General features: G+C 66.8%; 13 protein-coding genes and 1 tRNA gene. 6 read left to right on the top strand and 8 right to left on the bottom strand.

What is annotated here, in order from left to right:
* The first annotated feature begins 8 nt into the window (after window positions 1-8).
* Together NL126_RS16480 and NL126_RS16475 are read left to right on the top strand one after the other, a co-directional pair.
* Window positions 9-599, top strand: coding sequence for a response regulator (locus NL126_RS16480; RefSeq protein WP_255195973.1), 591 nt, complete (start codon window positions 9-11; stop codon window positions 597-599).
* Window positions 596-1,210: a DUF7504 family protein gene (locus tag NL126_RS16475; protein ID WP_255195972.1), complete on the top strand. Its 615-nt coding sequence runs from the start codon at window positions 596-598 to the stop codon at window positions 1,208-1,210. Before NL126_RS16480 ends, NL126_RS16475 begins: the two co-directional genes overlap by 4 nt.
* 2 nt (window positions 1,211-1,212) lie before the next feature.
* Here NL126_RS16475 and NL126_RS16470 read toward each other — a convergent pair whose 3' ends face one another.
* Both NL126_RS16470 and NL126_RS16465 read right to left on the bottom strand, forming a co-directional pair.
* Complete coding sequence (locus NL126_RS16470; protein ID WP_255195971.1) at window positions 1,213-2,019, bottom strand: HD domain-containing protein; 807 nt, start codon at window positions 2,017-2,019, stop codon at window positions 1,213-1,215.
* A gap of 43 nt (window positions 2,020-2,062) precedes the next feature.
* Window positions 2,063-2,554: a redoxin domain-containing protein gene (locus tag NL126_RS16465; protein WP_255195970.1), complete on the bottom strand. Its 492-nt coding sequence runs from the start codon at window positions 2,552-2,554 to the stop codon at window positions 2,063-2,065.
* Between the two features lie 147 nt (window positions 2,555-2,701).
* On the opposite strand from NL126_RS16465, the gene NL126_RS16460 reads away from it, so the two are divergent.
* The 3 genes from NL126_RS16460 to NL126_RS16450 all read left to right on the top strand — a co-directional run bounded on the left by NL126_RS16460 (window position 2,702) and on the right by NL126_RS16450 (window position 3,465).
* Entirely contained in the window at window positions 2,702-2,941 is a 240-nt protein-coding gene (locus NL126_RS16460; RefSeq protein WP_255195969.1) for a twin-arginine translocase TatA/TatE family subunit, read from the top strand.
* A 68-nt stretch (window positions 2,942-3,009) separates the two neighbouring features.
* Entirely contained in the window at window positions 3,010-3,309 is a 300-nt protein-coding gene (gene tatA / locus NL126_RS16455; RefSeq protein ID WP_255195968.1) for a twin-arginine translocase TatA/TatE family subunit, read from the top strand.
* An 82-nt stretch (window positions 3,310-3,391) separates the two neighbouring features.
* Window positions 3,392-3,465: transfer RNA gene (locus NL126_RS16450), tRNA-Arg, on the top strand.
* Between the two features lie 329 nt (window positions 3,466-3,794).
* Here NL126_RS16450 and NL126_RS16445 read toward each other — a convergent pair.
* The 3 genes from NL126_RS16445 to NL126_RS16435 all read right to left on the bottom strand — a co-directional run bounded on the left by NL126_RS16445 (window position 3,795) and on the right by NL126_RS16435 (window position 7,518).
* Complete coding sequence (locus NL126_RS16445; protein ID WP_255195967.1) at window positions 3,795-4,754, bottom strand: phosphotransferase family protein; 960 nt, start codon at window positions 4,752-4,754, stop codon at window positions 3,795-3,797.
* Between the two features lie 54 nt (window positions 4,755-4,808).
* Window positions 4,809-6,407: a cytochrome P450 gene (locus tag NL126_RS16440; RefSeq protein WP_255195966.1), complete on the bottom strand. Its 1,599-nt coding sequence runs from the start codon at window positions 6,405-6,407 to the stop codon at window positions 4,809-4,811.
* A gap of 94 nt (window positions 6,408-6,501) precedes the next feature.
* Complete coding sequence (locus tag NL126_RS16435; RefSeq protein ID WP_255198859.1) at window positions 6,502-7,518, bottom strand: MBL fold metallo-hydrolase; 1,017 nt, start codon at window positions 7,516-7,518, stop codon at window positions 6,502-6,504.
* Between the two features lie 727 nt (window positions 7,519-8,245).
* Here NL126_RS16435 and NL126_RS22080 point away from each other — a divergent pair.
* Window positions 8,246-9,139, top strand: coding sequence for a haloalkane dehalogenase (locus NL126_RS22080; protein ID WP_350355508.1), 894 nt, complete (start codon window positions 8,246-8,248; stop codon window positions 9,137-9,139).
* Here NL126_RS22080 and NL126_RS16425 read toward each other — a convergent pair.
* From NL126_RS16425 to NL126_RS16415, 3 genes are all read right to left on the bottom strand, one after another.
* Entirely contained in the window at window positions 9,136-9,741 is a 606-nt protein-coding gene (locus NL126_RS16425; RefSeq protein WP_255195964.1) for a uracil-DNA glycosylase family protein, read from the bottom strand. The genes NL126_RS22080 and NL126_RS16425 overlap by 4 nt on opposite strands.
* 48 nt (window positions 9,742-9,789) lie before the next feature.
* Window positions 9,790-10,359 carry a halocyanin domain-containing protein gene (locus NL126_RS16420; protein WP_255195963.1) on the bottom strand — a complete coding sequence of 190 codons (570 nt, stop codon included), beginning with the start codon at window positions 10,357-10,359 and terminating at the stop codon, window positions 9,790-9,792.
* A gap of 100 nt (window positions 10,360-10,459) precedes the next feature.
* A complete protein-coding gene (locus tag NL126_RS16415) occupies window positions 10,460-12,556 on the bottom strand; it encodes an LVIVD repeat-containing protein (protein WP_255195962.1) in 2,097 nt (698 codons plus the stop codon).
* Window positions 12,557-12,592 lie beyond the last annotated feature (36 nt).

The raw sequence follows: 12,592 nt of genomic DNA, 5'->3' as shown, positions 1-12,592 counted from the left end.
AGAGAGACATGGGTGAGGAGCAAGCGACGGTTCTGGTGGTCGAAGACGAGCCAGCGCTCGTCGACATCTACACTCATTGGCTGTCTGATACATACACCGTGTTGACGGCGAACGGTGGGGAAGAGGCGCTCGAACAGCTCAGCGACAGCGTCGACGTGGCCCTTCTCGACCGCCTGATGCCAGGGATGGCCGGCGAAGAGGTGCTCGCAGCCATCAGGGTACGGTCGGTCCAGTGTCGCGTCGCGATGGTGACGGCGGTCGAACCGGACTTCGACATCCTCGAGATGGGGTTCGACGACTACCTGACGAAGCCCGTCAGCAAAGACCAGCTGCTGGAGACGGTCGAGCGACTGCTCGCCAGAGGGTCGTTCGCCGAGATGGAACGCGAACTGTACTCGCTTGCGTCGAAACGCGCACTCCTCGAAACGACGAAATCGCGGTCGGAGCTCCAGCGGAGCGAGGAGTACCAGCAGCTGCAGACCCGGATGACGGAGCTCCGGGAGGAACTGGACACCTCGATGCCCGAGATGGGAAACGGGGAGTTCGTCGCGATGGTTCGTGAACTACAGGACGGAGCCGAGAGCGGGGATTCCGAGTGAGCTACACCACATCCACTCTCGACAGCGGGCTGAGCTTCGACGACGGAGCGAGTCTCCTGTTGTCGGGCGACGCACAGCCGGTCCGCGAGCAGCTGCTCGACGCCGCCGCAGAGGGCCTCGAAGCCGGGGAAGCAGTCATCCTCATCACGGCCGACACCTCGGCACAGACCGTCGTCGAGACCCTCCGTGGCCGCAAGGGGTTCGCACCCGAACGGCTCGGCGTGGTCGACGTGACGAACGAGAAGGGCCCAGAGGAGATCGACGGTGTCCGCGTCAGTCAGCTCTCCTCCCCCGGCGACCTGACGGGGATGAGTCTCGAGTTCGCGAAGCATCTCGAACGCTTCGAGAAGCTCGGCTACGCTCAGCGTGTCCGGGTCGGACTGCTGTCGATCTCGACGCTGTTGATGTACGGCCAGCTCCAGACCGTGTTCCGCTTCCTGCACGTGTTCACCTCGCGCATCCGCTCGGCGGAGCTGTTCGGCCTGTTCGCGCTCCATCCGGCGATGCACGACGACAAGGAGACGAACACCATCCGCGCCATCTTCGACGCGGAAGCGCTCGTCGAGGGGGACAGCGTCGACCTCCGCGGCTCGGGCTTCCTCTCGCCGTAGCCCTAGAGTTCGATTCGCTCGACCAGCCGCTCGTCGTCGTTGTGCGTGTTGATGGCGACGATACGGATGGCCTCCTCGAGCCCGGAGTCAACCAGTTTCGCCTTCAGTAGCTCGTCGACCTGATAGACGCCGGCAGCGTCGCTCATCTCGATCTCGACGAGGACGGGGCGACCGTCTCCGGGCATCAGCGACACCGTCTTGATGGCCTGCGACGAGAGCGTGTTGATACCGCGGCCGCCGCGCTGGTAGGGGATGCGCGAACGCCCCCGCTCCATGTCGAGGGCATCGGCGACGCGGACGACGCCGGCCTCGGTCGTCAGCGGGTCCTCCTCGGTGTGGTGACAGAGGATGGCGTGGAGCACCTCTCCCTTCATGCGGACGGTGTCGCCCAGATCGTAGAACTCGGGCAGGATGCGGTCGAGGATGTCCGCGGCGAGGGGAATCGAGTAGTACGGGTGGTCGTCGCGATGAACGACGTGGCCGATGTCGTGGAGCGTGGCGGCGAGCGCGATGATGACCGCCTCGTCGGCCTCGTCGAGCCCCTGGTCGGCCGCGCCGTTGAATTCGACACCGCCGCGCTTGAGCAGGTCGTACAGACAGAGCGCGCGGTTCCGGACGATGTCGATGTGTTTGCTGCCGTGGTCGTTGTACCCCTTTCGCTTGACCGGGTTGACGTTCTGGGCGTCGAGGTACGTCTGCACCTCCTCGTCGGTCTCGAGGAAGGCGAGAATCTCGTTGACGCGCTCGTCGGGGAAGGCGTGGCTCGCGGCAGGATCGTACTCTCTGCCACCGGTTTCGACGTCGCTCATACTTCAGTCGACGGGCCGTGAGGCGAAAAGAATTCGGGCTGGGTTACGCTTCGGTCGCGGCGGACTCGACTTCCTCGTAGTCGGGTTCGACACCGGGATTGTCGCCGACCCACGCATAGGTGACCTGTCCGTCGGTGTCCACGACGAACACCGCGCGCTCGGCGATGGCGACGTCGCCCTCGTCGACGCCCGGGACGCCGAGTGTCGCGAGGTCGAGCGAGACGCCGTACGCCTGGGTCACCTCACCCGAGACGTCGCTGATGAGGTCGAAGGGGAGGTCGTTCTGTGCGCGGAACTCGTTGAGCGAGAACGGCGAGTCGGTGGAGACGGCGTACAGCGTCGCCTCGCCGGTGAAGTTGTCGAACCGGTCGCGGAACGTCCGCATCTCGCCGGTGCAGACGCTCGTGAACGCGCCGGGGAAGAACGCGAGCACGACCGGGCCGTCGTCGAGTCGCTCGGAGAGCGTGAACTCCTCGAGGTCGCCGGTCGCGAGCGGTGCTGTGAACTCGGGGGCGTCGTCGCCTACGTCTACCATATCTGGCTGTTTGGAGCCGCGATCAAGAGGGTTGGCGTAGCGGAAACGCCGCGGAGGGGTCGCGTGCTGAAATGAGGGAAAGACCTACAACCACCTCTCCGACCCAGGGAAAGACCTACAACTACCCTCCCAAATCGACAGGTACAGATGCTCGAACTACTGACCCCAGCACAGCTCGGAATCCCGGGCGGCCCCGAGCTGCTCATCATTCTCGCCGTCGCAGTCCTGCTGTTCGGCGCGAACAAGATCCCGAAGCTGGCACGATCGTCGGGGGAGGCGCTCGGCGAGTTCAAGAAGGGTCGCGAAGAGGTCGAACAGGAGCTCGAAGAGATGCGCGGCGGGAAGTCGGAGCGTCGAGACGCCGACCGGGCCGTCGACGCCGAGTAGTCGACACCACGCACCGCCTCTTTCTAGGAAAAAGCCTATAATCGGGAGAGAGTAATCCACGAACAGAGATGCTCGAACTACTGACCCCAGCACAGCTCGGCATTCCCGGTGGCCCCGAGCTGCTGGTCATCCTGCTCATCGCCGTCCTGCTGTTCGGCGCGAACAAGATTCCGAAGCTCGCCCGCTCGACGGGTGAGGCGATGGGTGAGTTCCAGAAGGGCCGCGAGGAGGTCGAACAGGAACTCAACGAGATGCGACAGGGCAAAACGAAGACCGAGACGGAGACGGAGCCCACCGCCACCTCCTCCACGTCCTCGACCGAGGAGTCGACGTCCGACGACGTCGAAGAGGAGAAGACGGAGAACTAACTCATTCCGTTCTTTCGACCGCTACGTCACCAGCGGTAGCGCTCCGCAACGGTTTTTTCGTGTCCGGGGGTCCTCACGACAGGGACGTGTGGCCTAGTGGACCAGGGCGAGGGGTTCCTAACCCCTAGAGCGCGGGTTCGAATCCCGCCACGTCCGCTCGTTCGTCGCGTCGCTCCTCACTCGCGTCCGTGACGTACCTCGCGAAGCCTTCGGCTTCGCTCAGTCCCGCCACGTCCGTTTTCCGCCGAGCGACAGCGAGGCGTGAAACCGACACCAAGGGATTCGAACCAGAGAGCGAACGCCGTGAGCGACCGTGGTGAGAATCCCGCCACGTCCGCTCGTTCGTCGCGTCGCTCCTCACTCGCGTCCGTGGCGTACCTCGCGAAGCCTTCGGCTTCGCTCAGTCCCGACCGACTTCGCTCCGCTCGCCGGTCGACGTGTCGTTCGCTCCGCTCACGACACTCCCGCCACGTCCGTTTTCCCGACTAGGAAACACGCGCCAGCCGCCGGTCCATCTCCGCTTCGAGCCAGTCTGCGAACTCGGCGGGGTCCTCGTCGTAGAACTCGACGGTCTGTCCGAAGTGGCCCGAGACGCCGAGCAGTCGGACGGCATCGTAGATGGGTGCGCGTTCGTCGTAGCCATCGGGAAGCCCGCCCGCCACACGACGGTAGCCCTCGTAGAGTGCATCCACGAGCGGCTTGGACGCGTCACCGCGAACCGGTGTGAACTGCTGGTCACGAGCGCGATAGAGGTCGCGAGCTGGGTCGCCGACGTGGGCGACCTCCCAGTCGAGGAAGCCGGTGCGGTCGTCGACGACGAAGCAGTTGGGCTGTGCGGGGTCCCCGTGGAGGAGTGCGGCTGGCGTGTCGTCGAGGCAGTCGCGGTTCGCACGCACCGCCTCGATGACGCGGTCGAAGTGGTGGTCGAACCGGTCGGAGTACGCGAGTTCGCGCATCAGTTCGACGGTGTCGACGAGCACCTCGGTCCACGGAGCGATATCGAGGTCGAGTCCGTCGGTGCCACCACCGAGGACGTGCCCGGGTGCGTCGAATCGGGCCGTGTGGAGGCGCGCGAGCGCCTGCCCGACGTCGCGAGCGAGCGTCTCCTTTCCCGCTTTGTCGGCGTCGCTCCACAGTTCGAGCATCCCGGGGCCGTCGACGGGTGCCGTCGCGAGGTACGGCACGACGGCCGAGGCATCGGCAGCGACAATGTCCGGGACCGGAACGGGGGTGTGCGCGGCGACGTAGTCGATGACCGCTCGTTCGCGGGCGACGCGGCTCCCGTCACCGTCGCTCGCCGTCTTCAGGTAGATGCGCTCGCCGTCCTCGAACTCGACGCCCACCGTTCGGTTCGCCTCGTTCCACGATGGCCCTGCGTCGGTTACGCGCGCCACGGCCCGGTCGGGAAAGCCGGCGTCGAGCGCCGCAGCGATCTGCGCGTCCATGGCCGGGGCACTCGACTCTCGGGCAAGTGTTTTCGGGTGGGCTGTGCTGGCCTGTCACCCGCGGGGGACGAACCGGACCGCGATGTCGCGGTCGGGCTGGAGGTTGATGGCCGAGTCGACGCCCACCTCGGGTGACTCGTGTGGGCCGTCCGTGCCGACGAACTCGATGCGGTGGGTCGCGAGCGTCGTCGCGAGGACGACGAGCGCCTCCGTGGTGGCGATGGACTCGCCGAGACAGGCGTGTCTGCCACCCGAGAACGGGAAGTATGCGAACGCCGGGCGGCGGGCGTGGCGTTCGGGCCAGAACCGGTCGGGGTCGAACGTCTCGGGGTCGTCCCAGAACTCCTCGTCACGGTGGGTGATGAAGGGGCTCAGGAGGACGTGCGTCCCCTCGTCGAGCGTCACGTCACCGACCGTCACCGTCTCGTTGACCGTGCGACCGAATATGGGGAGCGCGGGGTACAGCCGGAGCGTCTCCTGCCACACCTGCCGCGTGTAGGGCAACGAGTCGAGGAACGTCCGACCGTCGACATCGTCCGGCGTCCCTTCGTCGTCGTCCCACCCGCGGACCGTCTCGTAGTCGGCCAGCAAGGTCGTCGCACGTGCCTCCTCGTGGATGCGTTCCTGGACCTCCGGGTGGGCCGCGAGCAGGTAGAACGCCCACGTGAGCGCTGCGCTCGTCGTGGCGTGGCCCGCGATGAGCAGGCCGAGCACCTCCTGTCGGAGCACGTCGGGGGAGAGTCGCTCGCCGGTGACCGGGTCGCGGCGTCGGAGCCACGCCGCGAGCGCGTCGTCGAACACCAGCGGCGTCTGCTCGCGGCGGGCGACGACGGCGTCGGCCGCGGCCACCAGCGTCTCGATTGCCGCGTCGGTGCGGCGTTCGTGTCGGTTGCCGAGTTCGACGTACGGGTCCGCACCGAGCGGCCCCTGCAGCCAGCCGGGGAGGTGAAGTTCGGCCGGGAGGTACCGGGTGACGTAGCTCGTCACGATACGGAGCTGTCGGCGCTTGAACTGCCGTCGGAGGGTGTCGACGGCGTCGATGATTTCCACCTCGTGAGCGCGCATGTCCGTGCCGAACAGCGAGACGCCGAGCTGGCGAAGGGTGAGTCGCCGCATCGCCGGCAACAGGTTCACGCCGTCCACGCCGGGTGTCCACACCTGCGCACCTTCGGGGACGTTCGCGGCGTCGGCGGCGACGAGCCGCTCGGGGCCCTGGGTGAACTCTGCGAGCGTCGCGAGCGTGGTCTCCGCCAGTTCCGGAACGTGCGCCTCGATAGCTCGCTCGGCGAACTCCGGATGGACCAGTCGAAGGCGCTCGACCCAGGACCCCTCCTCGCTGTGTTCGCTGAGGCTGACGATGCTGTTCGTGATGACGCGGCCGAAGTCACGGGAGCCCGGGACGTCGAGGGCTCTGAACTTCGAGGGATGCGACTGGAGCACGAACTGGACGTCGTCTGGGTGCGACAGCAGGTACACTTCGGAGTCCAGCGCGGGGTGTAACGGTGGAATCCGGACCTGGTAGCCGTAGGCGTCGCGAAGACGGGTCGAAACCGTCAGCGGGTCGTCGTTCACGAGTGCCGAAACCAGCTCCAGCAGAACGGGAAGTGTCGGCTGGTCGGATGGGGTGGTGGCGCGACTGTACGGGAGACTCATCCGTGGTAATATTTGCCACGAAAGGATATGTATCTCTCGGCTATTCGTCACCTCACTTCGGAGAGGCGCACTCCGGAACCGCGGTCATGTACCTTCAGTGAACCGGGTAGTAGCTCGGCCGGATGCGCCCGGAGAGGTCGGGAAACAGCGCATCGAGGTCAGCGTCGGCGTCGACGAGTTCGTACTCGGTGCCCGAGCGCGCGACGACGCCTGCCTCCAGAAGGTGGTCGAGGTGCGCGTGTGCCTCGCCGGGACCGTGCAGGACGTGGATAGAGTGGAGGTCGCCGAACAGGTGAGCGCTGACGGTCCACGGGTCTGCGGGGCCGTGGTCGGCGAGCACGTTGACGACGCGTTCGGTTCGCTCGCGGTGGTGGTCGACGATGTCGGCTGCACGACCCGTGGGGTCGACGATAGCCCCTCGGTGGCCGGGCCACGCCCGCTCGTAGCCGCGGTCGACGATGCCTTCGAGCGTGTCCAGATACTTCGCGAGCGCCCGCTCGACACGGGTGTCCGCCCCGCCAACGTTCGGGGTGTAGTAGGGGAGGAGCGCGTCGCCGGAGAACAGTTCCTCGCCACGACGCCCGTCGAACGCGAAGCCGGAGAGCCCCTCGGTGTGCCCGGGCAGGTGGACAGCTTCGAGTTCGACGCTCCCGACGTCGAACCGGTCGCCAGCCTCGAACGGCGTTACCTCGGACGGCTCACCCTCTCCCTCGTCCGCGAGGACGATGGCGAGCAACTCCTCCTGTTTGGCCGTCGGCATCCCCCACTCGGCGATTCGCCGCTGCATCCGATCGTTCATCGCCTCCAGATCCTCGGGACGCTGTTCGATGAGGCCGGCGTCCGCCGCGTGCGCGTGGACCGAACAGCCCGACGCTGCCTGGATCTCACCGGCGAGCCCGGTGTGGTCCGGGTGCCAGTGGGTCAGCAGGATGCGCTCGACGTCCTCGAACGCGATACCGTGGGCCGACAGCTCCGATTCGAGCTGGTCGCGGGTCGCAGCGTCTGAGATGCCGGTGTCGACGAGCGTGAGGCTCGCATCCGGTTCCGTCCCGAGGACGTAACAGTTGTTCTGGCCTTCGAACGCCTGGTTGCCGAGTTGCACCTGCTTCATCTCGAACGGGAGCGAGGGAACGTCCATCTATCCTCCCGTGAAGCCCGGGGCGATAATGAGCGTGTCGCCCGCGCGAGCGGCTCCATCCCTACCCCTGAGCCACCGCGAAGTGAGCTTAAAATATCAGAATTTCCGGTGAAACGATTGCCGGGCGTGCGAGTGGATGGTACTCTGCCCTACACCGGGTACGCAACCCATGGACGACACCGACCACTCGAAATCGACAGTCAGCCGACGTAGCGTGCTTCGAACCACTGCAGTCGCGGCCGGCGCGGCCGTCACTGCCGGCGCAGCGACCGGGAGCGCCGCGGGGCAGGTTGCAGTCGACGCCACGGAGAGCGGCAAGCGTGGGGGACGCGCCCAGCTCGACGGTACCGTTCGGCGCAACGCGCCGTTCACGCTGATGGTCGAGGGGACCGAAACGCGCAACGCGAGCTGTCACGCCAGCGAGTCGGCGCTCCAGACCTACGTCACCTACAGCATCCAGTACTGTGACTCCGACGACAACGATTCCGACAGGACGCTCTACATGCTGCCCGACGAAGCAGAGCTCGTCCCCGACGAGGTGTACGAGTCCGCGCCGTCCAGCAGTGCCGGGCGAACGACCTCCAGATGGTCGCGCTCGGCCCGTCGAACGCCTCTTGCGAGACAGCCTGAACGGATAACAACGTTAACTTCTCGGCCACACTGGGGAAACAACTTTCAGTCGGGCGGGCGCCTCGCCACCATGAGCCTCGTCAGTACCCCCGAGGAACGGTTCGACGACGTGCCCGACTACGACTACCCCCACGAGACTGTCGAGGTGACCGACGACGGTGCAGAGATGGCGTACGTGGACGTAGCTGGCGACGGCGAGGAAACCTTCCTCCTGCTGCACGGCGAACCGACCTGGGGCTTCCTCTACCGGAAGCTGATAGACCGGCTCACCGACCGTGGTCGGGTGGTCGTCCCCGACGCGCTCGGCTTCGGCCGGTCGGACAAGTACACCGACCGCGACGCCTACTCCTTCGACCTCCATTACGACTCGTTCGAGCAGTTCGTGGACGAACTCGACCTCACCGACATTACGCTCGTCTGCCAGGACTGGGGCGGTATCCTCGGGCTAACACTCGCAGCCCACCGACCCGAGCGGTTCGCCCGGCTCGTTCCGATGAACACCGGGGTCCCACAGGGAACCCAGGAGATGCCTCCCGAGTGGGAGCAGTTCCGCGAGTTCGTCGAGGGAGTCGAGGAACTCCCCATCGGCATGCTCATCCAGAACGCAACCGCGACGGACCTCTCCGACGCCGAACTCGCTGCGTACGAGGCACCGTTCCACACGGAAGAATCGAAAGCCGGTGCGCGAGCATGGCCCGACATGGTCCCACGGAAGGGCGGCGGTGACGGCGCCGAGATGACACAGGCCGCCGCCAAGCGGCTGAAAGAGTGGGAGAAGCCAGCGTTCGTGCTGTTCGCGGACTCCGACCCGATCACGAGCGGCAACCGCGACCCACTGCGCGAGCTGATTCCGACCGCGAGCGAGCAGCCGGACGTCTGGATCGAGGGCGCGATGCATTTCCTGCAGGAGGACGCCGGCGAGGAGATCGCCGACCACGTCGTCGAGTTCGTCGACCGAACCTAGCCGACCGTCGTCGCGACGCCTTTCGTCTGCCGGTAATCCGAATCGAGTATCGACCGGAGCGACGCCAGGAGCCGCTCGTGGTCGCCGTCCTCCCACTCCGCAGGGTCGGCGACAGGGACGACCATGAACCCGCGCCCCCGGAGCTGTCGGGCGTGGAGTTCGCGCGCGTCGGCCGGGAGTTTCGCTGCGAGCGACGTGTGTTCGTCCAGACAGTAGCGGAGTGCGCGGTCGCCCACGGGCAAGAGAATGTGGGCGTTGATGGCGCGCAGTTCGGCGTCGAGGAACCGCTCGGCGTCCGCGAACTCGGCAGCCGTGGGCGGCCCATCGGTGACTCCAGGGTGGGCGTACGAGAGAAACAGGTTCTCGACCGCAGGTTCATCGCTGTACGGGTCGTCGAGGAGGCCCGCGTCGTGGAGCACCGCCTGCAGTCGCTCCCCTTCGAGCGAATCGGTGAACGGGATGCCGGTTGCGGCGCCACCGTGTGCGTACGGCGACTCGCCGATAACGTGGAAGTCGGCGTTGGCGTCGCCGTAGCCGTACACCGCCGACCCCCCGACACGCATCCCGAACGGGTTGCTGGTCTCCTCCGTAACGTTCTGCACGGGCTCAGTAGGCCAGTTCCCGGCAAAAAGGTCGCGTTCCCGGCCAGATTATTCGACGACGACGAACCCGCCCTTCATGCCGAGCGAGCGGTGGGGCTCACAGAAGTAGAGCCCGACGCCCGTGTTGTCGAACGACTGCGTGTACGGGTCACCAGTCTGCTTCGGGTCGCCGCTGGTGAAGTCGAAGTCGCTGGGCTCGTCGGACGCGACGTTGTGACCGCCACCCTCGCCGGACCACTCCCACGAGACGGTGGTGCCCGCCGAAATCTTGAACGCGACGGGATCGTACGCGAACGCGCCGCCGTTGCCCTGCGAGCCGACCGTCACCGAGATCTCGTCCTGCCCGGTCGCGTCGACGAACTCACCGTCGAACGTGCCGTCCGCGGGGTCGGCTTCGAGGTAGTCGACCACGCGCTGTTCCGCCTCCGTGTAGTCGCCGCCCGACGATTCCGTCGGGGACTCCGTCGGTTCGGAGTCGCCACCGTCACCGCCGTCACCGCCACCACCGTCACCACCGTCACCGCCGCCACCGCCGGAACAGCCGGCGAGGCCGGCGAGGAGGGCTGTCGACCCGGTCGCTGCGAGGAACCGTCGACGACTGAACTCGGAGTCGTTCATGCAGGCTAACGTAGGGGTGGAACGGGGAAAAAGGTCAGAGAGGTGGATGTTAACAGATGTCGTATAACCGGGGGTCGACCGGCGCAGCGGACCGGTCGCGCTACTCGTCGCGACCGAGCACGTCGCCGACCGAGTCCACGATGCGGTCGCGCTGGTGGGCGGCGATCCCGGCGGCACCGGCGGCCGTCCCGAGGCTGGTGCTCTGTCCGAGGACGACGTTGGAGCGGATGGTGCCGGGCACCGCGTGCCAGGTCTCGCCGTCGGGACTGACCTCGACCGGGCCGAACGTGAAGGAGCCTGAACTGGCGGGTGCCTCCGCGAAGTAGGTGAAGCCGTCACCGATGCCTGCGGTGTCAGCGGCCTCGACGAACAGGGAGCCACCGGCCTCGTACGTCGAGTGGTCGTCGCCACCGACGACGCCCCACGACGTCGGGAGGCGGTCACGGACGTACAAGCTGTCGTACCGGCCGGGGAACACGCTCAGGTCGACCATGTCAGTCTGCCCGGCGGTGAACAGCGAGCCGTCGTCGCTGACGCCCACGTCCGCGGTCGGCGGCGCGCCGCCGACCGAGATGTCGTCCGCCTTGATGGCGTGGACGCCCTGGTTGATGTCCGAGGCGAAGGTGATGCCGTTCGACTCGACGGCCGCCCAGCAGTTGGGAACGACGGAGGAGAGCCCCTCCATCCGGGACTCCTCCGGGGTGCTGTACTTCGGTCGCGAGAAGCCCTGTTCCTCCAGCGAGAACCCCTCGTCCTCGTCAACGAGTCTCAGGAACCGGACGCCGCCGTGGTAGTGTGCCTGGTGGACCCAGACGTCGCCGGCGTCGTCGACGACGACGTCGGAGTTGTGCGGCGAGAGCTCGAAGTTGCCGAACGAGATTTCATTCTCGCCGCCCGCACTCTGCTTCTTCTGCCACTCCCAGTTACCGATTGCCCTGAGTTCGGGGACGCCCGCGTCGTTCGTTCCCTCCGTGTCGATCGCGAGGCCGGCCTCGGCGTCCTCCTCGTAGATGCCCGAGGCGTCGACGAGGTAGACGTTCCCGGTGCCGTCTGCGTCCGCGCTGTCGTCGGGCGTCTCGTGGCTCGCGACGGCGAGGCGCTTCGTCCCCTGGGAGGTCTCGACGAGTTCGGGCGCCGGGCTGGTGAAGTGACACCGGCCGGTGCCGTTCATGTCGAAGTGCGCCTTCAGGACGATGTCCTCTGGGTTCGAGACGTCGAGCACCTGCAGGCCCGCGCCCCAGTAGCCGAGGTACGCGGTAGGGCGACCCGTGATCGGGTCGTCCTGCACCTCGACGTCGTGGATGTAGAGCATGTCCGGATTGAGTTCGCCCTGCCGGGTGTCTCCCGAGAGGCTCCACCGGTTGACGAGTTCGAGCTGGCCCGACGAGCGGTCGAACCTGAGCACGTACATCCCCTCGGTGCCGTCGTTCAGGTCGTGGACGGCGAAGACGTACTCGTCGCCGCCGATCCGGTGGTGGAACAGGTTGTGGACGCCGGTGCCCGAGATCTGGATGGCGCCGACCGTCTCGGGGTTCGCCTTGTCGGAGACGTCGACCGCGACGACCGCGCCGGGGACGATGGTGTCGGAGTCGTCAGCCGTGTTCGGCGTCGGGTCGCCCGCCTCGCTCTTGGAGGCGGCGGCCACCGGGTCAGCCGTCGGTGACGGGAACAGTGCCGTGTACGGCTGGGTACCGAGGAACACGTAGTCGCCGTCGTCGCTCACCTTCAGGTCCATGACGGCGGTGCCCGTGCTGTTGTTCCGGAGGAACGAGACCACCGAAAGGTTCGCGCTGTCGAGGTCGGCGTCGCTCGTGGCGCTATTGTAGTCGGAGATGTCGAGAATCGCCATCCCACGGCCCGGCGTCGGCGAGTCGGAGGAAAAGAACCCCACGTAGGCGTAGTCGCCGTGGGTCCGAATCTCCGTCATCGCGCCGTAGTGGGGGTTCCGCGACTCTGTGTCGGGGTTGTCCGTCGCCGGCCCGGCGCTGCCGAGCGCGTGATACCCGACGGGGCGGGCGTCACCGTGGCCGCCGGGGACGTCGTCGCCGCCGGCATCCGACCCCTCGACGGCGGTCGTGGTCGAGCTACTACCCCACTCGTGGGCGCTCGCCGTTCCCGTTGCGGCCACGCCGAGGGCACCGGCCGTCGCCTTCAGCACCGCACGCCGCGTCGTATCGCTCAGGTCGTCTCGTTGCATGGGATACTCTATCCCACCCCGTACCCCTCAAGAAAG

The organism is Halorarius litoreus, from assembly GCF_024362405.1.
GTDB lineage: Archaea > Halobacteriota > Halobacteria > Halobacteriales > Haloarculaceae > Halorarius > Halorarius litoreus.
This window is presented reverse-complemented; position numbering and strand designations above follow the sequence as displayed.

Excerpts from the sequence above, each read along its gene's own strand:
- NL126_RS16480 (WP_255195973.1), top strand. The coding sequence starts at position 9 with ATGGGTGAGGAGCAAGCGACGGTTCTGGTGGTCGAAGACGAGCCAGCG.
- NL126_RS22080 (WP_350355508.1), top strand. The coding sequence starts at position 8,246 with ATGAGCCTCGTCAGTACCCCCGAGGAACGGTTCGACGACGTGCCCGAC.
- tatA (WP_255195968.1), top strand. The coding sequence starts at position 3,010 with ATGCTCGAACTACTGACCCCAGCACAGCTCGGCATTCCCGGTGGCCCC.
- NL126_RS16460 (WP_255195969.1), top strand. The coding sequence starts at position 2,702 with ATGCTCGAACTACTGACCCCAGCACAGCTCGGAATCCCGGGCGGCCCC.
- NL126_RS16470 (WP_255195971.1), bottom strand. The coding sequence starts at position 2,019 with ATGAGCGACGTCGAAACCGGTGGCAGAGAGTACGATCCTGCCGCGAGC.
- NL126_RS16415 (WP_255195962.1), bottom strand. The coding sequence starts at position 12,556 with ATGCAACGAGACGACCTGAGCGATACGACGCGGCGTGCGGTGCTGAAG.
- NL126_RS16440 (WP_255195966.1), bottom strand. The coding sequence starts at position 6,407 with ATGAGTCTCCCGTACAGTCGCGCCACCACCCCATCCGACCAGCCGACA.
- NL126_RS16435 (WP_255198859.1), bottom strand. The coding sequence starts at position 7,518 with ATGAAGCAGGTGCAACTCGGCAACCAGGCGTTCGAAGGCCAGAACAAC.
- NL126_RS16465 (WP_255195970.1), bottom strand. The coding sequence starts at position 2,554 with ATGGTAGACGTAGGCGACGACGCCCCCGAGTTCACAGCACCGCTCGCG.
- NL126_RS16445 (WP_255195967.1), bottom strand. The coding sequence starts at position 4,754 with ATGGACGCGCAGATCGCTGCGGCGCTCGACGCCGGCTTTCCCGACCGG.
- NL126_RS16420 (WP_255195963.1), bottom strand. The coding sequence starts at position 10,359 with ATGAACGACTCCGAGTTCAGTCGTCGACGGTTCCTCGCAGCGACCGGG.